A 23,287-nucleotide genomic window follows, 5' to 3' on the forward strand; every position below is an offset into this window, starting at 1 on the left:
AGGCGCGGCGGCGCCACCGGCGGGCGGGCGCGGGGCCGGCGCAAGCGCGCGTGATAGATGGCGCCGCCGCGCGCATGCACGCGCCCAGCCGCGTCGGGCGCCTGCTCCAGGTCGCCGTCGAACAGGTCCGCATAGCGATAGACGCCCAGCGCCGTGGCCGCCAGGCCGAGGGCCTGCATGGCGCGGCGGTTGGCCCCGACCAGCAGGTCCCCCTGGAAGGCCAGCAACCCCTCGCCGGGCGTGCCCAGGCCGGAACGGTCGACGTGCAGATGCAGCACCGCGCAGGGTTCATGCGCCGTATCGAACAACTGGTGTTCGATCAGGTCAACGGCCGCGCGCACCCGCGCCAGCACATCGGGGCGCACCTCGCGCGCCGGGCTGGACAGGTCCAGTACCCCCAGCATGCGGCCTTCGCTGTCGGTGATCGGCACCGCCGCGCAGGTCAGGATGCGGTTCGGCTCGAAGTAGTGTTCGGCGCCGTCGACGATGATAGAGCGGCCTTCCGCCAGCGCGGTGCCGATGGCATTGGTGCCGGCCGCCGCTTCGTCCCATGGGGCGCCGGGCATCAGGGCCACGCGCGAGGCGCGTTGCGCGAAATCGATGTCGCCGTCGCTGTCCAGCACCAGCCCCTGCGCATCTGACAGGATCACCAGCCCATCGCTGCCGCCCTCGCGGCGCAACAGCGCCATGGCCGGTTCCGACATGCGCCGCAGGGCTTCGTTGCGCTGGCGCGCCTCGCGCAATTCGGCGGCGGTCATGGGTTCGGCGCGGCGGGCGCCGCGCATGTCGATACCCAGGTCGGCGCAGCGCCGCCAGGAACGCAGGATGGGCTCGGCGACCAGCCCGCCGGGCACCACGCCCTGCTGGTTGAACAGCTGGCGCGCGTGCGTCAGCGATTGCCAACGGGATTGAGTGGCCATGCATGTCTCCTTGGACGGTGTTCTGCGACACCTGTTCCGCGACGGTGTCGCGAAACGCGACACCCTGGGGCGGCGCCAGACCGCCCACGCCCTTGCCGGCGCGTGGAAATGTACTTTCGCACGCGGCACGCGCGCTTGTCCAGCCGCGTCCCCCGACATGGCACGCGGTTTGCTTGATACGAAGCAGGCACCCGACTGCCGTTACACCGATCTATACGGAGACAAGCATGGACATCGCAACCCGCGTCACCCCCGAATCCTATGGCATGCGCCTGGACCTCAGGACGCAGTACGACAACTTCATCGACGGCAAATGGCAGGCGCCCGCCGACGGCGAATACTTCGACAACGTCACGCCCGTCACCGGCCAGGTGCTGACCCGCAACGCCCGCTCGAAAGAACGCGACATCGAACTGGCGCTGGACGCCGCGCATCGCGCCGCGCCCAAATGGGGTGCGACCCCGGCGGCCGAACGCGCGCAGATCCTGATGCGCATCGCCGACGTGATGGAAGCCAACCTCGAACGCCTGGCCACCGCCGAGACCTGGGACAACGGCAAGCCGATCCGGGAGGCCCGCGCCGCCGACATCCCGCTGGCGATCGACCACTTCCGCTATTTCGCCTCGTGCATCCGCAGCCAGGAAGGCGGGCTGTCCGAGATCGACCACGACACCGTGGCCTATCACTTTAACGAGCCGCTGGGCGTGGTCGGCCAGATCATCCCGTGGAACTTTCCCATCCTGATGGCCGCCTGGAAGCTGGCGCCGGCGCTGGCCGCGGGCAACTGCGTGGTGCTCAAGCCGGCCGAGCAGACGCCGCTGGGCATCCTGCTGCTGATGGAACTGGTGGGCGACCTGCTGCCGCCGGGCGTGGTCAACGTGGTCACCGGCTTCGGCCTGGAAGCGGGCAAGCCGCTGGCCTCCAGCAAGCGCATCGCCAAGATCGCCTTCACCGGCGAAACCACCACCGGCCGCCTGATCATGCAGTATGCGTCGCAGAACATCATCCCGGTGACGCTGGAGCTGGGCGGCAAGTCGCCCAACATCTTCTTTGCCGACGTGGCCGCGCAGGACGATGACTTCCTGGACAAGGCCATCGAAGGCTTCGTCATGTTCGCGCTCAACCAGGGCGAGGTCTGCACCTGCCCCAGCCGCGCGCTGATCCAGGAATCGCTCTACGACAAGTTCATGGAGCGCGCGCTCAAGCGCGTGGCCGAGATCAAGCAGGGTAACCCGCTCGATGGCGACACCATGCTGGGCGCGCAGGCGTCGACCGAGCAATTGGAGAAGATCCTGTCGTACCTGGACATCGGCAAGCAGGAAGGCGCGGCGGTGCTGGCCGGCGGCGCGCGCGCGCAGCTGCCGGGCGCGCTCGAAGGCGGCTACTACGTGCAGCCCACCGTCTTCAAGGGCCACAACAAGATGCGCGTGTTCCAGGAAGAGATCTTCGGGCCCGTGGTGGCGGTGACCACGTTCAAGGACGCCGATGACGCGCTGGCGCTGGCCAACGACACGCTCTACGGCCTGGGCGCGGGCGTCTGGTCGCGCGATGCCAACACGTGCTATCGCATGGGCCGCGCCATCAAGGCCGGGCGCGTATGGACCAATTGCTATCACGCCTATCCCGCGCATGCGGCCTTCGGCGGCTACAAGCAATCGGGCATCGGCCGCGAGAACCACAAGATGATGCTCAACCACTACCAGCAGACCAAGAACCTGCTGGTGAGCTATTCGCCCAAGAAGCTGGGGTTCTTCTGACCCCCGGGGCAGCGAGGAGCCCATCATGCCAGGACCCACTCCCCGCGTGGTCGCCACCGACGCGGCCCGTGCCTTGATCGAGACCCTGCGAGCCAGGCACGGGCCGCTGATGTTCCACCAGTCCGGCGGCTGCTGCGACGGCAGCTCGCCCATGTGCTATGCGCAGGGCGAGTTCATGGTGGGCGCTTCGGACGTGCTGCTGGGCGATCTGGAGGGTTGCCCGTTCTACATGGGCGAAGACCAGTTCGCCTACTGGGAGCACACCCAGTTGATCATCGACGCGGTGCCCGGACGCGGCGGCGCCTTTTCGCTCGATAGCGCCGAAGGCCAGCGCTTTCTGCTGCGTTCCCGGCTGTACTCGGACGAGGAGTGGGCCAACGTGGCGCCGGTCACGCACGGCTGAGGCCCCCCCAGGGCGGGCGCGGCGCGTCAGGGGCGCTGCGGCCCGCCGCCCTTGGCGGCCGGCTCTGCGCCGCCGGACTGCTGCTGCCACTGGAACGAAACGCGACGGATGCGCGCGGCGCGGAATTGCGTGAACGAACGGCCACCCGGCATGGGTGCGCCGCGAAGCGGACTGCTGCTGTTTTTCATTGCGGATAAAACGTCGAGGAAAAAAGGAACAAACGTCCGTAAAGCGGCGATGCCGCCGCCAGGCGATGGCGGCACGGCAATGGCTCGGACGGTTTCAGCCGTTGGCCGCGGCCCGGACGCCGACGGCCGCGCGGCGGGTCCATTCAAGCGCGTCTTCGAGGCGGTCATTGCCCCAGAACATCTCGCCATCGACAAAGAAGGTGGGCGCGCCGAACAGGCCCAGGTTGCGCGCCTGGTCCACCTGGCGGCGCAACGCCTCTTTGGCGGCCTCGGACTTGCCACGCGCGATCAATGCATCGGCATCGAGCGACAGGCCGGTCAACAGCGTATGCACCACGTCCTCGGCCTGGATGTCCTGGTCATGCTGGAAATTGGCGCGGAACACGGCCAGGCAGAAATCGCGGCACCACGGTTCGTCCTGACCCAGCCGCGCGATGCGGGCGGGCAGCACGCTCATGCGCGGAAACAAACTCGGACGGTGGTAAGGCACGCCGTATTTTTCGGCCAGGCGGGCGATGTCGCGCATCATGTAGGCGCCCTTGCCAGGAAACAGCCGGAAAGGCGTGTCGTGCCAACCCTGGGCCTGGAAGATCGGCCCCAGCAGGAACGGCCGCAGGTCGACCCGCACGTCAGCCTGCCTCGCCAAGGCCTCGATGCGCTCGATCGCCAGGTAGCTGTATGGGCTGGCGAAATCGAACCACATCTCGAGGCGGGGCATGGCAGGCAGGGGCGCATTCATGACAAAAGCTCCAACGACGGGGAAACCCGGGATATCAGGGCGACCTGCGCTTGCGGCAGGCCGCTGAGGACGACGTCGCGATTGCTGGCCACGATGATGGACTCGCCGGCTTGCAGCACGCTGTCATCGCGGCACCGATACTCGGACATCCAGACCGTGCCGGCATGACAGACGATGCGAACCCCCGAGGCGCGCCTGAGCAGCATAGTCGAACCCTGGGCCAAACGGAATGACATTCCCGCAGTGCAACATATTCGGATCATGGCGCAACCCCCCGCCGCGATGGCGGCCATCATGGCGGGCGTCATCGGCTTGCCACCGCTTCACCCGTCGTCTGAGTCATATTGGACGCCGCAGGCGTTATATTGCTCAAGCGACATTTCCGCCGCATACGCATGAGTTTTACGAATGTCATACCCCTTGGCCAAACTCCCTCCGCTTGACCTGGTGCGCGGCTTCGTCGCCGTCGGCCGCCGCATGAGCATCACGTTGGCGGCTCAGGACCTGCACGTGACACAGTCGGCGGTCAGCCGGCAGATCCGGGCGCTGGAGGCCCATCTGGGCGTGCCGCTGCTGGTGCGGGGCTTTCGCAGCGTCTCGTTCACCTCCGAGGGCGCGCAACTGTTCCGGATGGCCGACACCTGGCTGAGCCAGCTGGGCGATCTGACCGAACAACTGCGCGCGCCGGAACGCCGCACGCCGGTCACGGTCACCACCACCATCGGCGTGGCGTCGCTCTGGCTGCTGCCGCGGCTGGGGGACTTCCAGGCGGCCTATCCGAATATCGACGTGCGCGTGGCAGCCGACAACCGGGTCATCGACATCGACCGCGAAAGCGTCGACATCGCCATCCGCTACAGCCTGCGCGACACGGTGCCGGACGGCGCTATCTGGCTGTTCGGCGAATCCGTGGTGCCGGTGGCCCACCCCTCGCTCCAGGCGCGCGCCCTGGACGCGCGCGAATTGCAGCGCCACGTACTGCTCGAATTCGACGATCCCACCCGGCCCTGGCTGCAATGGTCGGAATGGCTCAATGCGCGCGGCCTGGGCCGGGTGCGGCCCAAAGGCATGCTGCGCTTCAACCAGTACGACCAGATCGTGCACGCGGCGCTGGCCGGCCACGGCATCGCGCTGGGACGGCTGGCGTTGATCGCGCCGATGCTGGCGGACCGCCGCCTGGTCACGGTGGGGGGCCAACCGGCAGACGCCACCGAACACGCCTACTGGCTGGTGCGCAACGCCCGCCGCAGCACGCCCGATGCCGAGATCGTGACGCGCTGGCTGGTGCAGCAAGCCACGGCCACGGCGCCGCTGCTGACACCGGAATCGGACCGATAAATACCGATATCCGCCCGCGCGCCAACATTGTCGGACTGACAGACCCGGCCTCTCCCTGGGCGGCACGCTACAAGTTCTATACAAACCTTCATAGATTCGCGCCTCCCCTGCGGTAGATTGCGGCCTGCATAGCCCGCATCGATCCGAACTCCCCCTGCGAATGCCCCCCGCGCCCCCCTGTCGGGCGCGGGTCCGTTGCCGCCGTTTTCCGGCGGCTTCCCCGCCTTTTCTCTTCATGGCGCAGATGAAGCTCTTCCGTTCCGCCGACGCCTGGCAAACCTGGTTTCTCAATTTCCAACGTTCCTTTCTGATCCTGCTGGCGCCGTGGCTGGTGTCGGTACTCGCGCAGGGCGCCGGCCGCGCCTACCTGCTGGCCGCGTATGCGCCTCCCGGCGCCTACGCGGCGCTGACGCAGGACATCAACCGCACGCTGCTGGTCGGCCTGCTGTTCGACATCAAGGTCGCGGCGATCGCGTTCGCGGCGCCGCTGCTGGCGGCGCTGGTGCTGGCGGCCCGCCCGGCGATGCAGGCCCGGTGGCTGCGCTGCCTGCCGGGCCTGGGCGCCGTGCTGGCAACCCTGTTCGCCGCCAGCACGGTGGTCAGCGTGTACTACTTCGCCACCTTTTCGCGCTCGATCGACATCTTCGTGTTCGGCCTGATGGACGACGACACCCACGCCATCCTGGTGACGCTGTGGCACGGCTATCCGGTGTTGCGGACCCTGGCGTTGCTGGCGGCGGTGCTGGGCGCCACCTACTGGCTGGCGCGCCGCTGGGGCGCCGGGGTCCTGCGCGCGCGACTGGCACGGCGCGGCCTGGCGCACAGCGCGGCGCGGCTGGCGCTGATCCTCGGCCTCACCGTGCTGGCCTGCCGCGGCTCGCTCGGCACCTTCCCGCTCAACAAGGACGACGCCGGCATCTCGTCGCTGCGCCTGCTCAACGATATTGCGCCCAATGGCATTTCGGCGTTCTTCTGGGCATTGTCCGAGCGCGGCAACGACAAACGCTTCACGCCGGTCAGCGACGATGAGGGCGCGCAACTGTACCAGCGCTTCCTGGGCCGCCCCGGCCATGGCCTGCAGCCCTTCATGGCCAGCACCGGCGCCAATCCGCAGGCCCGCGACCAGCCTCCCCATGTCGTGCTGCAGGTGATGGAGAGCATGGGGCATCACATGGCCATGTACGACCTGCCCGGCCGCGACCTGCTCGGCGCACTGCGGCCGCATTGGCGGCAGGACTGGCGCTTCGACCGCTTCCTGTCCGAAGGCAACGGCACCATCGATTCACTCAGCCGCCTGCTGGTGCGCAGCCCGGTGCCGGCCATCAGCCAATCGTCGGCGGCCCACGCCGACTTCGCAAGCAATGCCTTCACGCCCTTCCTGGCGCGCGGCTACCGGGTGGTGTTCGTCACCTCGGGCGCGGCCACCTGGCGCAACCTGGGGCGCTTTGCCAGCCATCTGGGCGCGCACGAATTCGCCGACCAACTGACCCTGAAACAGCGCTATCCCGAGGCCCGGCCGGGCGCCTGGGGCGTGCCGGACGAATACATGTTCCGCTATATCGCCGAGCGGCTGGCGCGGGCCGACCGCGATGGCGAACGGCTGTTCATCGTCGCCCTGTCCACGACCCACCATCCGCCTTTCCTGGTGCCCGAGGGCGGCCAGCGCGGCGGCCTGGACCTGCGCGATATCGAGCGGCTGCCCTACTACGCCCACTGGTCGGGCCTGGAGGATGCGTTCGACACCTTGCGCTATGCCAATGACCAATTGGGCCGCTTCCTGACCGGCTTGAAAAGCTCGCCCCAGGGCGCCCGCACCATCGTCGCCGTCACTGGCGACCACAACATCCTGGGCGTCGACTATGCCCGGGAGACCGATGCCGCGCTGGCGCACGCGGTGCCCTTCTATCTGTACGTGCCGGCCGCCTATCGCGGGCAGTCGACCTACGATCCCTCGCGGCCGGGCAGCCACAAGGACATCCTGCCGACGCTGTATCACCTGAGCCTGCCGGACACGCCATACTTCCGCAGCGGCTGCGACCTGCTGGCCGCGCGGCCCGATCCGCAATGGTGCTTCGGCTTCAACAACCCGCGCCTGCTGATCACGCGCGATGGCGCCTACCGCAGCGACCGGCAGGGCCGCATCCTGCCATGGGCCGCGCAGACGGGCCTGGCACTGGCCGCCGAGCAAGCGGCAACGCCGGCCCAGGCGGCCGAACAGGCCCGGCTCGACGCCTATGCCCCTTTGCTGCAATGGCAGATCAATTATCAGGTGCAGCACCAGGCGTCATTGCGGCCTGACCGGCCCTGAGACGGCCGGGGCGGCAACGCAGGCGGGCTAGTCGACGCGCACCAGCGCCTCGCCCGCGCACATCTCGCCGACGACGGCGGCATCGGCGAAGCCCTGCTGGCGGAACAGGTCCAGCACCGCCGGCGCCGCTTCGGGCGTGCAGGCCACCAACAGCCCTCCGGAGGTCTGCGGATCGGTCAGCAGGGCGCGCTCGGTATCGGTGACATCCGCGCCCAGCCGGATCGAGGCGCCGTACGAGGCCCAGTTGCGGCCCGATGCGCCCGTGATCACGCCATCGGCGGCCAAGGCGCGCACGCCCGGCAACCACGGTAGCGCCTCGCGCCGCAAGGTCGCCGTCAGCCCCGCGCCGCGCGCCATCTCCAGCGCATGGCCCAGCAGGCCGAAACCGGTGACGTCGGTGATGGCGTGCACGCCATCCATCGCCGCCAACGCCGCGCCGGGGCGGTTCAGGCGCGTGGTGGTGTCGATCATCACGCGGTAGCCGTCCGCATCCAGCCGGTTCTTCTTCAAGGCCGCCGACAGGATGCCTACCCCCAATCCCTTGCCCAGCACCAGCACATCGCCGGCGCGCGCGTCCGCATTGCGCTTGATGCGGTCCGGATGCACCAGCCCCATCGCCGCCAGGCCGTAGATCGGCTCGACCGAATCGATGCTGTGGCCGCCCGCGACCGGGATGCCGGCATCCCGGCAGACCGACTCGCCGCCGCGCAGGATATCGGCGATGACCGCGTGCGGCAGCACGTTGATCGGCATGCCGACAATCGCCAGCGCCATGATCGGCGTGCCGCCCATGGCGTACACGTCCGACAGCGCGTTGGTGGCGGCGATGCGGCCGAAATCGTAGGGATCGTCGACGATCGGCATGAAGAAGTCGGTGGTCGCGATCAGCGCCTGCTCGTCGTTGAGGCGGTAGACGGCAGCATCATCGGCGGTTTCGGTACCCACCAGCAGGCCGGGGTAGGCGGTAGCCGGCCCACAGCGCGCCAGCAGCTGCGACAGCACGCCGGGCGCGATCTTGCAGCCGCAGCCGCCGCCATGCGATAACGAAGTCAAGCGCGGCACCGCCGCGGACGCTGCATCCTGGGTCATGTCGGTCTCTCCGTAGGGGATGGGAAAAGGATAGCACCGCGCCCCCAAATAGCCCTATGATGAGCCAAGCAGCAGGCAGCAACGGACGGCCGCCCGCCACCGGGCGCACCGACAGCCAACATTCACCACGCGTGAGGGCTTCATGGACCGCCGACACTTTCTCCGTTTCTCGGGCGCCCTGTGCGCCACCCAAGCGGCCTTGCCCCTGGCCGCGCGCGCCGCGCAGGCGCCTGTGGACGCCGGTTGGCGTACCTTCGAATTGACCACCCTGGTCCGCCTCCAGGACCCCGGCGCCCAGGCCCGCATCTGGATTCCCGTGCCCTATGCCACCGACACCGACTACCAGCGCGGCGTGCAGAGCGCCTGGCTGGTCAGCGGTGGCGGCGAGGCGCAGTTGGTGCAGGCGCCCGGCTACGATGTGCGGATGCTGGCGGTGCAATGGCCCGACGCCCAGGCGCCGCGCGAGGTCAAAGTCACCAGCCGATTCCAGACCCGCAACCGGCGCGTCGACCTGACCCGACCGTCCCCGGGCGCGCCGCGCGAAAGCGCCGCCACCCTGCGTGAATTCCTCAGGCCCACCGCTTTGCTGCCGACCGACGGCATCGTCAAAAGCACCGCCGACCGCATCACCGCAGGCCACCAGGGCGCCCTGGCGCGCGCTCGCGCCCTCTATGACTGGGTGGTCGCCAACACCTGCCGCACCGCCGCCACCCCGGGCTGCGGCACCGGCGACGTGCGCTACATGCTCACCGCCAACGACCTGAACGGCAAATGCGCCGACATCAACGCGCTGTTCGTCGCCCTGGCGCGCGCGGCCGGCATCCCTGCCCGCGATGCCTACGGGCTGCGCGTGGCCAACTCGCAGCTTGGCTTCAAGAGCCTAGGCAAAGCCGGCGACGTGACAAAGGCGCAGCATTGCCGCGCCGAGTTCTACGCCGACGGCTACGGCTGGATCCCGGTCGACCCGGCCGACGTGCGCAAGGTCATGCTGGAAGAACCGCCCGGCGACCTGCCCGCCACCGACGCGCGCGTGCGTGCCGCCCGCGTCATGCTGTTCGGCGCCTGGGAAATGAACTGGGTGGCCTACAACCACGGCCACGACGTCGCCCTGCCCGGCACCGCCCACGGTCCCATCCCGTTCCTGATGTACCCCAACGGCGAAACCGCCGACGGCCGCCTCGACAGCCTCGACCCCGACAGCTTCCGCTACACCCTGAGCGCGCGCCAGCTAGCCACGTGACCCGGCGGCGTCGCCATGGCCAGCCGCCGCCTGCTCCTGCAATCCGCCCTGTCGCTGGCGGCGCTGCCCGCCTGGGCCCGCGCCGCCGCCAGCGACAGCGCCCTGAAGGCTGCCACCGGCCCCGACTGGGCGCCCTGGACCCTGCCCACCCCGCCTCTGGTCCTGCCAGACCTCTCGGGGCGCGAACAGAAACTTGCCGCCTGGCGCGGCAATGTCGTCATCGTCAGCTTCTGGGCCACCTGGTGCGATCCCTGCCGCGACGAAATCCCCCTCATGTCCGCCATGGCCAAACGCCACCGCGAAGAAGGCCTGCGCCTGGTCGCCGTCAACGTTGGCGAAGCCCTGGGAAAAATCACCACCTTTCTGGCCAAATGGCCCATCGCCGGCACCGTCCTGCACGACCGCAACAGCACGACCTCAAGGAAATGGAACGCCGCAGGCCTGCCCGCCAACTATCTGGTCGACCGCAGCGGCAGCATCCGCCACTGGCATCTCGGCGCCCTTGACTGGCAGGCCGAGAACATCAACCGCGTCGTCACCAGGATGTTGCGCGCGGCGCCGCGCTGACGCCAGCGCGATGGCAGAACCGGGGACCGCCCGCGAGAAAGATTGGCGGAAGGCAGCAGGAGTCGAACCTACCTGGGAGCGTCTGACGCCCCCAACCGGGTTTGAAGCCCGGCCGTGCCACCGGACACGGATGCCTTCCGGAAAGACCTGCCTATGATAGCGCCTGTCCGTCAGCCAAGTAGGCGCTATCGGCCCGCAGCACATGCGTGTCCCGCACCCGCCGCGTCAGCCCCGTCCGGTCGAAGAACTCCAGGATCTGGATCGCGCGTTTGCGCCCCAGGCCGGTGGCATCGCGGAAGGCCGCCGCGTTCAACCCATCCGGCTTCGCGGCAAGCTCGACCGCCAGCGCCGCCAGTTGCGTCACCCGTTCGCGGTGATAGAACAGATCCTTCACCACCTGCGCCACGTCCGCGCGCCGCAGCAGTTTGCGCAGCACTTGCCGCACCCGCTCCTCCGGCTCGCCCAACGCGCGCGCCAGGTCGCGCACCCACGGCGGATCGTAGGCCCCGGCCGCCAGCAGCGGCAGCAGGCGTTGCGCCAGTTGCGCCTCGGCCTCGGCCAGCGCCGCGGTGTGGCCCGGCAGATGCAGCCACGGCCCATTGCGCAGCACCCGGCCCTGCTGCCGCAGATCGTCCAACAGCCCCTGCCACAGCGCCTCGGGCGCCGCCGGCAAAGCCATGCGGCGCAGGCGTGAGCCGTCCGGCCCCGGCTCGTCCGGCGCCCCCTGGTGGAATGTCGCCAGCGCCTGCTCCACCCGCGCCCGCAGCGCTTCCCAGTGCGTGGCCAGGATCAGCGTGCGCGTGCCCTGCGGCGTGCGCGGCTCGATCCAGACCGCGCCATCCGGCGCCGGCAGTTCACGCACCGGCTTGCCGGTCAGGCGTTGCAGCGCCGTTTCGTCCAGGCCCAGCGCGGCCTGCGCCAGCAGCGGCTGCAACCCGCCCCCTTGCAGCATGTCCGCCACGCCTTGCAGCCATTGCAGCCGCGCCGGCGCGCGGCGCTTGCGGTCCGGCGCATTCGGATCGAGCACCCGGCCGCCGCCCACGGTGCGCGTGGCCTGCGCGTTGCGCACGATGTAGCGGTCGCCCGGCATCGCGCACACCGGCGCATCGAAAACCAGCTGCACCCAGCCCGATTGCCCCGGCGCCAGCGCATCGGCCGACAGCGGCACCACGTGCGCCATGTGCCGCGCCGCGCCCAGATGCACATGCAGCGGCGTCCAGGGGCGCAAGGGCGCATCGGCCGAAGACAGCAACGCCAGCGTCACGTCGACATGGCGCGACGGCTGGAAGCAGCGCGCGTCCGCGATCCAGTCGCCGCGCGTGATCGCATCCTTGTCGATGCCCGCCAGGTTGAGCGCGCAACGCTGCCCGGCCGCGCCGGTCTCGCTGGGCTGGTTCTGCGCGTGGATGCCGCGCACTCGCACCCGCGTCCCGGCCGGCATCAGGCGCAGATCGGCGTCTTCGTCGCCGACGCGGGCGCGCCCGCCATGGACGGTGCCGGTCACCACCGTGCCATGGCCGGCCAGCGTAAAGACCCTGTCCACCGCCAGCCGGAACAGGCCCGCGCCGTCGCGCGCGCCAAGCGCCTGCGCGGCCTCGTCCAGATGCTGCTTGAGCCGCGCCACGCCCGCGTCACCGGCGCGGGCCGCGCACACCTCGAACACCGGCGCGTCATGCAGGAACGTGCCGGCCGCCAGCGCCGCGATATCGGCCCGCACCGCCGCCAGCCGGTCCGTGTCGGCGCGGTCGGCCTTGGTCAACGCCACCGCGCCACGCGCCACGCCCAGCAACGCCAGGATCGCCAGATGTTCGCGCGTCTGCGGCATGACGCCGTCGTCGGCGGCCACCACCAGCAGGCCAAAGTCGATGCCGCTGGCGCCCGCAGCCATAGTGTGCACCAGCTTCTCATGGCCTGGCACGTCGATGAAACCCAGCACGTCGCCGTTGGGCAGCGGCGTGTAGGCGTAGCCCAGCTCGATGGAAATGCCGCGCGCCTTCTCTTCCTTCAGGCGATCGGTATCGACGCCCGTCAGCGCCCGCACCAGCGTGGTCTTGCCATGATCGATATGGCCGGCGGTGCCGACGATCATGCCAGCGGCTCCGCCAATTGCGCCGCGAAGGCGTCCTCGTCGCGCGCTTCCAGGCAGCGCAGGTCGAGCCACAGGGCATCGTCGGCGATGCGGCCGATCACCGGCACAGGCAGGTTGCGCAAGCGCGTCTCCAGGCGGTCCAGGTGACGCCCGGGGCGCCCCTTGCCGCGATAGCGCACCGCCAGCCCGTAGCTGGGCAGTTGGTCCACCGGCAGCGCGCCGCTGCCGATCTGGCTGAACATCGGCACCGCCTCGACCTCGTAATCCGCGCCCGCCGCGTGCGCCAGCGCGCCGCGCAGGCGCTCGGCCTGCGGCTGGATCTCGCGCTGCGGCCGGGTCAACAGGCGCAGCGTGGTCAGGCGCTGCGCCAGGAATTCGGGCGCGCGGTACAGCTGCAGCACCGGCTCGAGCGCGGCCAGCGTCAGCTTGCCCACGCGCAGGGCGCGCTTGAGCGGGTTCTTCTTGATCTTGCGGATCAGGTCGGCGCGTCCCACCAGCAGGCCGGCCTGCGGGCCGCCCAGCAGCTTGTCGCCGCTGAAGGTCACCAGGTCGGCGCCGGCGGCGATGGTCTCGCGCACGGTGTCCTCGCGCGGCAGGCCGAACTGGGTCAGGTCCACCAGCGTGCCGCTGCCCAGGTCCACCGTGGCGGGCAGGCCGCGCGCATGCGCCAGCGCCGCCACCTCGGCCACGCTGACGCTCTTGGTGAAGCCGGTGACGGCGTAGTTGCTGCAATGCACTTTCATCAGCATCGCGGTGCGCGGGCCAATGGCGTTCTCGTAGTCGGCGGCATGGGTGCGGTTGGTGGTGCCGACCTCGACCAACCTGGCGCCGGCGCGCTTCATGATGTCCGGGATGCGGAAAGCGCCGCCAATCTCGACCAGCTCGCCGCGCGACACCACCGCCTCGCGGCGGTCGGCCAGCGCGTTCAGCATCAGCAGCACGGCGGCCGCGTTGTTGTTGACCACGGTGGCGGCCTCGGCGCCGGTCAGTTCGCACAGCAGCTCGTCGATCAGGTCGTCGCGGTCGCCACGGCCGCCCGTGTCCAGGTCGAATTCCAGATTGGCCGGCGTGGTCAGCGCGCGCAGCACCGAGGCCACCGCCTCGTCAGGCAGCAGGGCGCGCCCGAGGTTGGTGTGCAACACGGTGCCGGTCAGGTTGTAGACGGCGCGCAGGCGCGGCGCACTGGCACGCGCCAACGCGGCATCGACGGCTGCCGCCACGCAGCTTTCGGCCAGTTCCGCGCGCGGCAATTCGCCCGCCACGGCGCGTTGCCGCAACGCATCCAGGTGACGGCGCAAGGCCGCCACCACCTGGGTGCGGCCATGCACATCCAGCGCCGCGGCCACGGCCGGTGCGTTCAGCAACCGGTCGAGCGCGGGAATCTCGGCGGCGGCGGCGAACCCGGTCATGCTCACTCCTCCTCGGCGCCGTGCCATAGCAACGGATTGCCGCTGGCGCGCGAATAGCCGGCTTCGCCCACCAGCACGTCCAGCATCAGGCTGGCGAGATCGTCGGCCACCGGCTCGACGTTCAAGTCCTTGTCCTGGTAGAAGATCTTGCGATAGGTGTGGCAATGGTCGCAGGTCTCGGCCTTGATGGCCGGCGTGCGCCCCTCGATGGCCTGGTAGGCGACCGATTCGACGTCCTCGCAATGCGAGCATTTGACGCGCACCATGTGCCATTGCGTTGCGCACAGGCTGCAACACAGGTAGCGGTAGCCTTCGAATTGTCCTCCCACGCGCACCACGCTGGCCACCGGCAAGCTGGCGCAGACCGGGCAAACGCCGAAGGGCGAGGCAACCGGCAATTGCTTTTCGTCGAAACGGCTGGCCAGGTCGGTCCAATAGACCTGCAGCGCGGCCATGACGAAGGGCGCGGCGGCGCCATCGACGCCGCGATGCTGCTCCGACAGCAGCGCCTCGGCCAGGTCCTCCAGCGATTCGGTGTCTTCATCCAGCGCGCGGCGCAACGCCGCGCAAACCTCCAGCGCCTCGGCCGGCACGTCCTGGCCGCCGGCCACGTCGTCGACCAGCCGGCGCAGGATATCGCGCCACAGCGCGGTGCGCGGCCAACCCACCGCCTGCAACGGCGGCATGCCATGGGCCTGCGCCAGCGCAATGCGATCTTCCGATGCCGGCGGCGCGGCGCAGTCGCGCAGCGCCCGCTGTTGCGCGTCCACCAGCCGCGCCATCAGCAGCAGGTAATCGGCCACCGGACTGTCGACAGCCAACTGCCGCAGGCGCGCGGCGCGCGTCGCGAAAACCGACTCGCGCGCGGGCAGCTGGACGCGGGGAATGGTGTTGTGGTCTAGCGCTTCGATTTCGCCACGCGGAAGAATTCGCTGCAATTGCGTCTCCAGATAAACGAACACGGCTGCCGCCCCACAAAGGGGCGACAGCCGTGCGGTGGGATCGGGAAGTGCCAACCCGGCCGGCCCGCCACGCCAGGGACGCGGACGCCAGCCAGGCGGCGCCCGCTTACTTCGTGGTGGACTGCTTGCCGATTTGCTCGCGGAACCAGGCGCGGTGGTGTTTCCACGCCCAGCCCGCGGTCACGTAGCCGCGCAGCATCGCCGTGAGCGAGCCCTTGACCCAGATCGCCGCATAAATATGCACAATGATCGCGCAAATCAGCACCAATGCACAAACGGCATGCAGCACCGAGGCCGCGCGCACGACCCAGATCGGGAAATAGAAGGCGAAGTAATCGCGCCAGATCACGATGCCGCTGGCGAACAGCCCCAGCATGCACAGGATCAGCACGTAGAACAGCAGCTTCTGGCCGGCGTTGTACTTGCCGACCTCGGGCAGCTTGTCCTCGCGGTTCTCGACCACGTCATTGAGCTGGCTCAGCCACTGGCGGTCGGCCTTGGTCATCAGGTTGTGGCGCCACATGTGGCCGGCGAACACCACGAAGCAGAAGAACATCACCAGCCCGATGAACGGGTGCAGGATGCGGGTCCAGGGACCGCCGCCGAACAGGTTGGCGAGCCAGAACATCGACGGGTGGAACAGCGCCAGCCCGGACAACGCCAGCAGGATGAACGTGAGGGCGATGATCCAGTGGTTGGTGCGCTCGCCGGGCGAATAGCGCTTGATCCGGCGGTGATGGCGATCGTCAGTCATGGCGGATCTCCTCTTCGGCACGGCGTTCGTCTTCCTCGTCGACCTCGTTGCGGCCGACGCGGGCGTAGTGGAAGAAACCGGCCAGCGCCGTCAGGGCCATGGCGGCCACCCCCAGCGGCTTGGCGATGCCCTTCCACAGCGCCACCATCGGGCTGATCTGCGGGTCCTGCGGCAGTCCGTGGTACAGCCCGGGCTGGTCGGCGTGATGCAGCACGTACATCACATGGGTGCCGCCCACGCCCTGCGGGTCATACAGGCCGGCCTGCTCGAAGCCGCGCGACTTCAGGTCCTCGATGCGCTCGGCGGCGTGTTGCTTCATGTCGTCCTTGGTGCCGAACACGATGGCGCCGGTGGGACAGGCCTTGACGCAGGCCGGCTCCTGGCCGACGGCCACGCGGTCGGAACACAGGGTGCACTTGTACGCCTTGTGGTCCTTCTTGCTGATGCGCGGCACGTTGAACGGGCAGCCGGTGATGCAGTAGCCGCAACCGATGCAGTTCTCTTCGTGGAAATCGACGATGCCGTTGTTGTACTGGATGATGGCGCCCGGGGAAGGGCAGGCCTTCAGGCAGCCCGGGTCCTCGCAGTGCATGCAGCCGTCCTTGCGGATCAGCCACTCCAGGTCGCCTTGCGTGTTCTCGTATTCCGAGAAGCGCATCACGGTCCAGGAATGCTCGGTCAGGTCGGCCGGGTTGTCGTAGACGCCGACGTTGGTGCCGATCTCGTCGCGCAGGTCGTTCCACTCCATGCAGGCGCTCTGGCAGGCCTTGCAGCCGATGCACTTGGAGACGTCGATCAGCTTGGCCACGGACCCGGTGATGGGTTCGCGAATGCCGGGAGGCGGCGTGGTGGTGGCCGAGCGCCGTTTAATGTCGAGGGATTGCATAGACATGTGCGCTCTCCTAGATCTTCTCGACCTGCACCAGGAACGACTTGAATTCCGGTGTCTGGGAATTGCCGTCGCCCACGAATGGCGTCAGGGTGTTGGCCAGGAAGCCGGGCTTCGCGATACCGACAAAGCCCCAGTGGATCGGAATGCCGACGTGGTAGACGGTCTTGCCCTCGATGGTCAGCGGCCGCAGGCGCTTGGTGACCAGCGCCACCGCCTTGATGTAGCCGCGGTTGGACGACACCTTGACGCGCGAGCCGTTGGCGATTCCCAATTCCTTGGCCATGACTTCGCTGATCTCGACGAACTGCTCGGGTTGCAGGATCGCGTTGATGCGGACGTTCTTGGTCCAGTAATGGAAGTGCTCGGTCAGGCGGTAGGTGGTGGCCACGTACGGGAACTTGTCCACCGTGCCCATCGCCGCCAGGTCGTCCTTGAACACGCGCGCCGCCGGGTTGTTGGTGACGCCCTTGGCCTGCGGATACAGCGGGTTGTAGCCCAGCGGCGTCTCGAACGGCTCGTAGTGTTCCGGGAATGGCCCTTCGGCCATGCCGGCGCGCGCGAAGAAGCGCGCCACGCCCTCGGGGTTCATGATGAACGGCCCCATGCCGCCGTCAGGGTTCTCGTCGCCCTTGAAATCGGGAATGTCGGCGCCGACCCAGGCCTTGCCGTTCCAGGAAATCAGGCTGCGGCGCGGGTCGAACGGCTTGCCCGAGACGTCACAGGACGCCCGGTTGTACAGGATGCGGCGGTTGGCCGGCCAGGCCCAGGCCCAGTTCAGGGTCTGGCCGATGCCGGTCGGATCGCTGTTGTCGCGGCGCGCCATCAGGTTGCCGCCCGGCCCCCAGGCGCCGGCGAAGATCCAGCAGCCGCTGGCGGTGGAACCGTCGTCGCGCAGCTCGGCGAAACCGGCCAATTGCTCGCCGCCCTTGCGCGTGATCCTGGCGGGGTCCTTGGGATCGGCCAGGTCGACCAGGGCCTTGCCGGAATATTCCTTGGCCAGTTCCTCCGGGGTCGGGCTTTGCGGGTTGGAATACGGCCACGACAGGTTGACGATGGGGTCGGGATACTTGCCGCCTTCTTCCTGGTACATCTTGCGCAGGCGCGTGAAGATCTGCGACATGATCTCGATATCGCTCTTGGCCTCGCCCGGCGGCTCGGCGCCCTTCCAGTGCCATTGCAACCAGCGCCCGGAGTTCACCAGCGCGCCATCTTCCTCGGCGAAGCAGGTGGTGGGCAGGCGGAACACCTCGGTCTGGATCTGCTTGGGATCGACGTCGTTGGCCTCGCCGGCGTTGCGCCAGAACTCCGAGGTCTCGGTGGCCAGCGGGTCCATGATCACCAGATACTTCAACTTGGCGAAACCCTGGTTCAGCTTGGCCTTGTTGGGCGCGGCCGCCAGCGGGTTGAAGCCCTGCGCCAGATAGCCGTTCATCTTGCCCTGGTGCATCAGCTCGTAGACCTGCAGCATGTCGTAGAGCTTGTCGAGCTTGGGCAGGTAGTCGAACGCCCAGTTGTTCTCGGCGGTCGCGGCCTTGCCCCACCACGCCTTCATCAGGCTGACGTGGAACTTGCCGTAGTTCTGCCAGTAGCTGAGCTGGTTGGGCCTGAGCGGCTTGAGCGCGCGCGCGGCGATGTACTGACCGTAGTCCTGCTCGGGCTCGTTGGGCAGGGTCAGGTAGCCGGGCAGCAGATTCGACATCAGGCCCAGGTCTGTCAGGCCCTGGATGTTCGAGTGCCCGCGCAGCGCGTTCATGCCGCCGCCGGCCACGCCGATATTGCCCAGCAGCAGCTGCACCATGGCGCCGGTGCGGATGATCTGCGAGCCGATGGAATGCTGCGTCCAACCCAGCGCGTACATGACGCTGGTGGCGCGATCGGGAGTGGCGGTGGACGCCAGCATCTCGCATACCTTCAGGAACTTGTCCCGCGGCGTGCCGCAGACCCGCTCGACCATTTCCTCGGTATAGCGCGAGTAGTGCTTCTTCAGCAGCTGGTAGACCGTGCGCGGATGCTGCAGCGTCGGGTCGGTCTTGACATAGCCGTCATCGCCGCGCTCGTAGTCCCAGCTGGCCTTGTCGTAGCTGCGCTTCTCGGCGTTGTAGCCCGAATACAGCCCCGCGTCGAAGGCGAAGTCCTCGCGCACGATGAACGAGAAGTCGGTGTAGTTGCGCACGTACTCGTGCTGGATCTTGTCGTGATCCAACAGGTACTTGATGACGCCACCCAGGAAGATGATGTCGGTGCCGGTACGGATGGGCGCGTAGAAGTCCGCCACGGATGCCGAGCGCGTAAAGCGCGGATCCACGACGATCAGCTTCGCCTTGTTGTGGGCTTTCGCTTCCGTGACCCATTTGAACCCGCACGGGTGGGCCTCGGCGGCATTGCCACCCATGATCAGTACTACGTCCGCGTTCTTGATGTCGACCCAATGGTTCGTCATCGCTCCACGGCCAAACGTCGGGGCAAGACCTGCCACCGTCGGGCCATGTCAGACACGGGCTTGGTTGTCGAACGCCAGCATCCCCATGCTGCGCACGGTCTTGTGCGTGATGTAGCCCACCTCGTTGCTGCTTGCCGAGGCGGCCAGCATGCCGGTGGTCAGCCACCGGTTGACCGTTTTGCCGTCTTCGGTCTTTTCGACGAAGTTGGCGTCACGGTCGGCCTTCATGAGCTTGGTGATGCGGGTCAGGGCCTCGTCCCACGACATCCGCACCCACTTGTCCGAACCGGGTGCCCGGTACTCCGGGTACATCAGGCGGTTGGGGCTGTGGATGAAGTCGATCAGGGCCGCGCCCTTGGGACAGAGCGTGCCGCGGTTGACGGGGTGGTCGGGGTCGCCCTCGATGTGCATGATGCTGGCGCGGGCGTTCTTGGCGCCGTCGCCCAGGCCGTACATCAGCAGACCACAGGCGACCGAACAGTAGGGACAGGTGTTGCGCGTTTCCGTCATGCGCGCAAGCTTGTACTGGCGCACCTCGGCCATGGCCGTGCCGGGGGCTGCCCCCAGCAAGGCCAGGCTCGAGCCGGCCAGCGTAGTACCGGTCACCTTGAAGAACTGGCGGCGGTTCATGTTGACCATGAAGCACTCCTCTCCGGGTGAAATGGGGGAAGCCGAGGGCCGGTCCGGGCAAAGCCCCTACGGATCCCAAGGATATGAAATCAAGTATAGGCTCAGCGCGGAGCGGGCGCCATGCCTGGAGATCCCGCCGCGACGAAATCAGTCGCTGCGAACCGATAAGCCGCCAGAATCAGGGTTCTTCGCGGATTTTGGATCATCGCGCGACTGCTACCATTGCCGGCGTCGGGTTCCGACCCGCTTTTCCGCCCGTCCCGCCTGCCTGTTGGAGCGCCGATGCGCTGTTTCGCCCCCTTGCTCCTGTCCCTGTCACTGGCCGCGCCGAGCCTGGCCCCGGCCGCCGCCGCGCCGCCGCTGACCCCGGCGGCGGCGGCCACCGAGTCCGCCCGCGAGGCGGCGATGGCAGGCTATCTGTATTTCTACCCGTTGCTCACCCTGGACCTGACACGGCGCCAGTTCACGCATCCGTCGCAGGGCGCCGAAGGCGCGCCGGCCAATGCCTTCCTGCACGCGCGCGCCCTGCCGCGTCCCGGCGCGGCCACGCCCTGGGCCAATCCCGACATGCTGCGCAGTACCGCCTGGCTCGACCTGAGCGCCGGCCCGGTGGTGCTGTCGGTGCCCGACAGCCAGGGCCGCCTGTATACGCTGACGCTGCTGGACCTGTGGAATGAGGCCTTCGCCACCTTCGGCAAGCGCAGCACCGGCACCACCCGCGGCAACACCGCGATCGTACCGCCAGGCTGGACCGGCACCCTGCCCTCGGGCATGCCGCGCATCGACGCGCCCACCGCCTACGTCTGGGCCCGCTCGCTGATCCAGACCGGCGGCCCGGCCGACTATCCGGCGGTGCACGCGCTGCAGGATGGCTTCACCCTGACGCCGCTGGCGCAGTGGAATCTGCCGCCGCAATCGCAGCGGATCAAGGCCGACCCGTCACTGGACCTGACAACGCCGGTACGCGAACAGGTCGAGTCGATGCCGACCGACGCCTTCTTCACCTACGCCGCCGAATTGCTGCGCCGCAACCCCGCGCACGCCACCGACCAGCCGGTGCTGGCCCAGTTGCGCCGGGTCGGGCTGATCCCCGGGCGGCCGTTCGACTTTTACAAGCTCGACCACCCCGTCAAGCAGGGCCTGCGGCGCGGCCTGCGCGACGCGCGCGAACGCATGCAGGCCGCCGCCGGCGTCAGCCTGACCAGTGTCAACGGCTGGCAGCGGGAGACGGCCAGCGTCGGCGTCTACGGCAACGCATACCTGCGGCGCGCGTTGTCGGCCCAGGCCCAGCCCGGCGCCGGGCTGGCCGAAGACCTGTCGGCGCTGCTGCTGGCGGCCGACAGCCAGGGCCGGCCGCTGGACGGCGCCCACCGCTACACGCTGCATTTCGACAGCGGCCAGTTGCCGCCGGCAGGCGCGCTGTGGTCGCTGGCCGCCTATGACGCGCAGGGCCAGCCGATGGCCAACCCGATCGGGCGCTACGCGCTGGGCGTGCGCGATCCGCTGCAATACAACGCCGATGGCTCGCTCGACCTGCTGCTCAGCCACGGCGCCCCCGAGCCCGGGGCCCAGTCCAACTGGCTGCCGCTGGCCGCCAGCGGGCCGGTATACGTGCTGCTGCGCGTCTATGCGCCCGGGCCGGCCTTGCTGGACGGCCTGTGGGCGCCGCCGCCCGCCGTGCGCGACGAACCCGAGCCCGAGCCGGAACCCGAGCCGCAGGCCGCGCCGGCACCCGCAGTCCCGCCCGCCGTGGGCGCATCCACGCCCGCCGCCCCCGCGAAGAAACCCTGACAGACGCGCCGCCGACGGCGTCATGACAAGGTTTCGCCACTACCATAGGCGTTTTTGTCGCCGAGTAGAACGCCCGCCATGGACGAAGCCTTTAGCCACCAACTGTCGATGACCATCCTGATGACGCCCGATATGGCGAATTTCTCGGGCAATGTGCACGGCGGAACCATCCTCAAGTACCTCGACCAGGTCGCCTATGCCTGTGCCAGCCGCTATGCGGGCCAGTACGTCGTGACCCTGTCGGTCGACCAGGTCGTGTTCCGCGAACCGATCCACGTCGGCGAGCTGGTGACTTTCCTGGCGGCGGTGAACTACACCGGCCGCACCTCGATGGAAATCGGCATCAAGGTGGTGACCGAGGACATCCGCAAGAAGCTGGTGCGCCACACCAATAGCTGTTACTTCACGATGGTGGCGGTGGACGACCAGGGCGCGCCCACCGCGGTGCCGCCGCTGGCGCCGCGCAACCTCGAGGAAAAGCAGCGCTTCGAGGCCGCCCGCCTGCGCCGCGAACTGCGCCAGGAAATGGAACGGCGCCACGACGAGATCAAGCGCGAGACCACTCATGAAGGGGGTTGAGCGCCACGCCGCGCGCTAGCTGCCCCCGAGAGGGCTGCCCGCCCTTGGGGCGGCCCGGCGAGGGGCGGCTATTCTTGCGACGGCCAGCGTTCGGGTCGCAAGAATAGCCAACATGAAAAAACCGGGCCTTGAAGGCCCGGTTTCTCTTGGCGACGATGCCGCGCGGCGCGTCAGGCCCCCTCGGCCGCGCCCGGCGGGCGCGACGGCGACGGCGACGCCGTCACGGCCGGCTCGCGGTCGCGGCCCACCATGCGCTTGAGACCCAGCCACTGCTGCGCCCAGAAGCCCCGGCCGTAGTCGCGGCCGCCCAGTTCCGGCTGCTGATCATGGATGCCGGTGGGGCCGTAGCCGACGCCGAAGCGCGCCGAGCGGAACAGCACGTCCCAGACCGGGAACAGCGCGGCGAAGTTGTAGCCGCCGGCCGGCCCCGGGGTCGAGGCGTCGTAGGCGATGGAATGGTGATGGCGGTGAAAGCGCGGGCTGACCAGCAGGCGCTCGCCGATGGCGCCAAAGTGCATGCGCAGATTGGCGTGCGAGAAGCTCTGCGCCAGCTGGGTGATGGCCACGATCGCCACGAACTGCGCCGGCGGCACACCCACCAGCTGCGACACGAACACCACCACCACGTCGCGCAGCATGTCGTCCAGCAGGTGGTTGCGGTCGTCGCTCCAGATGGTCATCTGGCGCTGGCTGTGATGCACCGCGTGCAGCGCCCAGAGCCAGGCGAAACGGTGCTGGGCACGGTGGTACAGGTAGTCCACCAGATCGAACAGCAGCAGGTAGATGATCAGGCTGACCCAGGCCTGGTCGGTCACGCCGGGCCAGTACTGGTCGAGCTGGAACGGCGCGAAACCCCAGATGTGCAGTTGCCCGAAGATGCTGTCCCAGAATGGGTCGATGGTGAAAAACAGCGCCAGGCGGAACAGGCCCAGGCGGTGGATCAGGGTATAGATCACGTCGATGCCGATCTGGCGCCGGTCGACGACCGGCTCGACCGGGCGCAGGCGCTGCAGCGGGCCGAACACCAACACCAGCACGGCCACCTGCAGCAGGCCGACCAGCAGCCACATGGTGGCGTCATAGCCGTCCTCGATGAAATTGCTCAGGCCCAGGTGGAACAGCGCCGGCTGCACCAGGGTTTCGAACAGCCATTGCTGGCAGTTCCCGAACCATTGACTAAGCGTATCCATGA

The 23,287-nt window shown here is 68.5% G+C and carries 19 protein-coding genes and 1 tRNA gene; 8 read left to right on the plus strand and 12 right to left on the minus strand.

Translation table 11 applies throughout. The features are described 5' to 3' along the window. Positions 1–920: sigma-54-dependent Fis family transcriptional regulator (locus HV701_RS12080; RefSeq protein WP_175133270.1), on the minus strand; the 920-nt coding region annotated here is incomplete at its 3' end. Between the two features lie 227 nt (positions 921–1,147). Between HV701_RS12080 and adh the strand changes: the two genes are divergently transcribed. Continuing rightward, entirely contained in the window at positions 1,148–2,677 is a 1,530-nt protein-coding gene (gene adh, locus HV701_RS12085; RefSeq protein WP_175133271.1) for an aldehyde dehydrogenase, read from the plus strand. 25 nt (positions 2,678–2,702) lie between these two features. Then, positions 2,703–3,080 carry a DUF779 domain-containing protein gene (locus tag HV701_RS12090; RefSeq protein ID WP_175133272.1) on the plus strand — a complete coding sequence of 126 codons (378 nt, stop codon included), beginning with the start codon at positions 2,703–2,705 and terminating at the stop codon, positions 3,078–3,080. Positions 3,081–3,362: 282 nt separating this feature from the next. Here the strand turns inward: HV701_RS12090 and HV701_RS12095 are convergent, their stop codons facing one another. After that, positions 3,363–4,007 carry a 2-hydroxychromene-2-carboxylate isomerase gene (locus HV701_RS12095; protein WP_175133273.1) on the minus strand — a complete coding sequence of 215 codons (645 nt, stop codon included), beginning with the start codon at positions 4,005–4,007 and terminating at the stop codon, positions 3,363–3,365. Further along, positions 4,004–4,243 carry a DUF2917 domain-containing protein gene (locus HV701_RS12100; protein WP_175133274.1) on the minus strand — a complete coding sequence of 80 codons (240 nt, stop codon included), beginning with the start codon at positions 4,241–4,243 and terminating at the stop codon, positions 4,004–4,006. The genes HV701_RS12095 and HV701_RS12100 overlap by 4 nt, the downstream gene beginning before the upstream one ends. A gap of 172 nt (positions 4,244–4,415) precedes the next feature. On the opposite strand from HV701_RS12100, the gene HV701_RS12105 reads away from it, so the two are divergent. Together HV701_RS12105 and HV701_RS12110 are read left to right on the plus strand one after the other, a co-directional pair. Continuing rightward, entirely contained in the window at positions 4,416–5,345 is a 930-nt protein-coding gene (locus tag HV701_RS12105) for a LysR substrate-binding domain-containing protein (protein WP_175133275.1), read from the plus strand. 244 nt (positions 5,346–5,589) lie between these two features. Further along, the gene (locus HV701_RS12110) at positions 5,590–7,653 is read left to right on the plus strand and encodes an LTA synthase family protein (RefSeq protein WP_175133276.1); all 2,064 of its coding nucleotides are present in this window, start codon (positions 5,590–5,592) and stop codon (positions 7,651–7,653) included. Between the two features lie 27 nt (positions 7,654–7,680). On the opposite strand, the gene selD is transcribed toward HV701_RS12110, so the two are convergent. Next, positions 7,681–8,742: a selenide, water dikinase SelD gene (selD, locus tag HV701_RS12115; RefSeq protein WP_175133277.1), complete on the minus strand. Its 1,062-nt coding sequence runs from the start codon at positions 8,740–8,742 to the stop codon at positions 7,681–7,683. Between the two features lie 142 nt (positions 8,743–8,884). On the opposite strand from selD, the gene HV701_RS12120 reads away from it, so the two are divergent. Beyond that, positions 8,885–9,982, plus strand: coding sequence for a transglutaminase-like domain-containing protein (locus tag HV701_RS12120; RefSeq protein WP_175133278.1), 1,098 nt, complete (start codon positions 8,885–8,887; stop codon positions 9,980–9,982). A gap of 15 nt (positions 9,983–9,997) precedes the next feature. Continuing rightward, positions 9,998–10,549, plus strand: a complete 552-nt coding sequence (locus HV701_RS12125; protein WP_175133279.1) for a TlpA disulfide reductase family protein — start codon at positions 9,998–10,000, stop codon at positions 10,547–10,549. Positions 10,550–10,592: 43 nt separating this feature from the next. Here HV701_RS12125 and HV701_RS12130 read toward each other — a convergent pair. The 7 genes from HV701_RS12130 to fdnG form a co-directional block, all read right to left on the minus strand. Then, positions 10,593–10,688 (minus strand) — tRNA-Sec (locus HV701_RS12130). A gap of 12 nt (positions 10,689–10,700) precedes the next feature. Continuing rightward, positions 10,701–12,638: a selenocysteine-specific translation elongation factor gene (selB, locus tag HV701_RS12135; RefSeq protein WP_175133280.1), complete on the minus strand. Its 1,938-nt coding sequence runs from the start codon at positions 12,636–12,638 to the stop codon at positions 10,701–10,703. After that, positions 12,635–14,047 (minus strand): L-seryl-tRNA(Sec) selenium transferase, encoded by a 1,413-nt coding sequence (selA, locus tag HV701_RS12140; RefSeq protein ID WP_175133281.1) that lies wholly within the window; start codon positions 14,045–14,047, stop codon positions 12,635–12,637. Before selA ends, selB begins: the two co-directional genes overlap by 4 nt. A gap of 2 nt (positions 14,048–14,049) precedes the next feature. Then, positions 14,050–14,985, minus strand: a complete 936-nt coding sequence (gene fdhE, locus HV701_RS12145) for a formate dehydrogenase accessory protein FdhE (RefSeq protein ID WP_175133282.1) — start codon at positions 14,983–14,985, stop codon at positions 14,050–14,052. A gap of 130 nt (positions 14,986–15,115) precedes the next feature. After that, entirely contained in the window at positions 15,116–15,763 is a 648-nt protein-coding gene (locus HV701_RS12150) for a formate dehydrogenase subunit gamma (RefSeq protein WP_175133283.1), read from the minus strand. Then, positions 15,756–16,655 (minus strand): formate dehydrogenase subunit beta, encoded by a 900-nt coding sequence (gene fdxH / locus HV701_RS12155; RefSeq protein ID WP_175133284.1) that lies wholly within the window; start codon positions 16,653–16,655, stop codon positions 15,756–15,758. The genes HV701_RS12150 and fdxH overlap by 8 nt, the downstream gene beginning before the upstream one ends. A gap of 10 nt (positions 16,656–16,665) precedes the next feature. Further along, a complete protein-coding gene (gene fdnG, locus HV701_RS12160; RefSeq protein WP_175133285.1) occupies positions 16,666–19,734 on the minus strand; it encodes a formate dehydrogenase-N subunit alpha in 3,069 nt (1,022 codons plus the stop codon). Between the two features lie 273 nt (positions 19,735–20,007). On the opposite strand from fdnG, the gene HV701_RS12165 reads away from it, so the two are divergent. Together HV701_RS12165 and HV701_RS12170 are read left to right on the plus strand one after the other, a co-directional pair. After that, on the plus strand, positions 20,008–21,516 hold the full coding sequence (locus tag HV701_RS12165; protein WP_175133286.1) for a DUF1254 domain-containing protein: 1,509 nt from the start codon (positions 20,008–20,010) through the stop codon (positions 21,514–21,516). A 78-nt stretch (positions 21,517–21,594) separates the two neighbouring features. After that, positions 21,595–22,095, plus strand: coding sequence for an acyl-CoA thioesterase (locus HV701_RS12170; protein WP_175133287.1), 501 nt, complete (start codon positions 21,595–21,597; stop codon positions 22,093–22,095). A gap of 170 nt (positions 22,096–22,265) precedes the next feature. Here the strand turns inward: HV701_RS12170 and HV701_RS12175 are convergent, their stop codons facing one another. Continuing rightward, the gene (locus HV701_RS12175) at positions 22,266–23,285 is read right to left on the minus strand and encodes a sterol desaturase family protein (RefSeq protein WP_175133288.1); all 1,020 of its coding nucleotides are present in this window, start codon (positions 23,283–23,285) and stop codon (positions 22,266–22,268) included. Positions 23,286–23,287: the final 2 nt, after the last annotated feature.

It is taken from the genome of Achromobacter pulmonis (genome assembly GCF_902859765.1).
Classification (GTDB): Bacteria; Pseudomonadota; Gammaproteobacteria; order Burkholderiales; family Burkholderiaceae_B; genus Achromobacter; species Achromobacter pulmonis.

Excerpts from the sequence above, each read along its gene's own strand:
- adh (WP_175133271.1), top strand. The coding sequence starts at position 1,148 with ATGGACATCGCAACCCGCGTCACCCCCGAATCCTATGGCATGCGCCTG.
- HV701_RS12090 (WP_175133272.1), top strand. The coding sequence starts at position 2,703 with ATGCCAGGACCCACTCCCCGCGTGGTCGCCACCGACGCGGCCCGTGCC.
- HV701_RS12095 (WP_175133273.1), bottom strand. The coding sequence starts at position 4,007 with ATGAATGCGCCCCTGCCTGCCATGCCCCGCCTCGAGATGTGGTTCGAT.
- HV701_RS12100 (WP_175133274.1), bottom strand. The coding sequence starts at position 4,243 with ATGTCATTCCGTTTGGCCCAGGGTTCGACTATGCTGCTCAGGCGCGCC.
- HV701_RS12105 (WP_175133275.1), top strand. The coding sequence starts at position 4,416 with ATGTCATACCCCTTGGCCAAACTCCCTCCGCTTGACCTGGTGCGCGGC.
- HV701_RS12110 (WP_175133276.1), top strand. The coding sequence starts at position 5,590 with ATGAAGCTCTTCCGTTCCGCCGACGCCTGGCAAACCTGGTTTCTCAAT.
- selD (WP_175133277.1), bottom strand. The coding sequence starts at position 8,742 with ATGACCCAGGATGCAGCGTCCGCGGCGGTGCCGCGCTTGACTTCGTTA.
- HV701_RS12120 (WP_175133278.1), top strand. The coding sequence starts at position 8,885 with ATGGACCGCCGACACTTTCTCCGTTTCTCGGGCGCCCTGTGCGCCACC.
- HV701_RS12125 (WP_175133279.1), top strand. The coding sequence starts at position 9,998 with ATGGCCAGCCGCCGCCTGCTCCTGCAATCCGCCCTGTCGCTGGCGGCG.
- selB (WP_175133280.1), bottom strand. The coding sequence starts at position 12,638 with ATGATCGTCGGCACCGCCGGCCATATCGATCATGGCAAGACCACGCTG.
- selA (WP_175133281.1), bottom strand. The coding sequence starts at position 14,047 with ATGACCGGGTTCGCCGCCGCCGCCGAGATTCCCGCGCTCGACCGGTTG.
- HV701_RS12150 (WP_175133283.1), bottom strand. The coding sequence starts at position 15,763 with ATGACTGACGATCGCCATCACCGCCGGATCAAGCGCTATTCGCCCGGC.
- fdxH (WP_175133284.1), bottom strand. The coding sequence starts at position 16,655 with ATGTCTATGCAATCCCTCGACATTAAACGGCGCTCGGCCACCACCACG.
- HV701_RS12165 (WP_175133286.1), top strand. The coding sequence starts at position 20,008 with ATGCGCTGTTTCGCCCCCTTGCTCCTGTCCCTGTCACTGGCCGCGCCG.
- HV701_RS12170 (WP_175133287.1), top strand. The coding sequence starts at position 21,595 with ATGGACGAAGCCTTTAGCCACCAACTGTCGATGACCATCCTGATGACG.
- HV701_RS12175 (WP_175133288.1), bottom strand. The coding sequence starts at position 23,285 with ATGGATACGCTTAGTCAATGGTTCGGGAACTGCCAGCAATGGCTGTTC.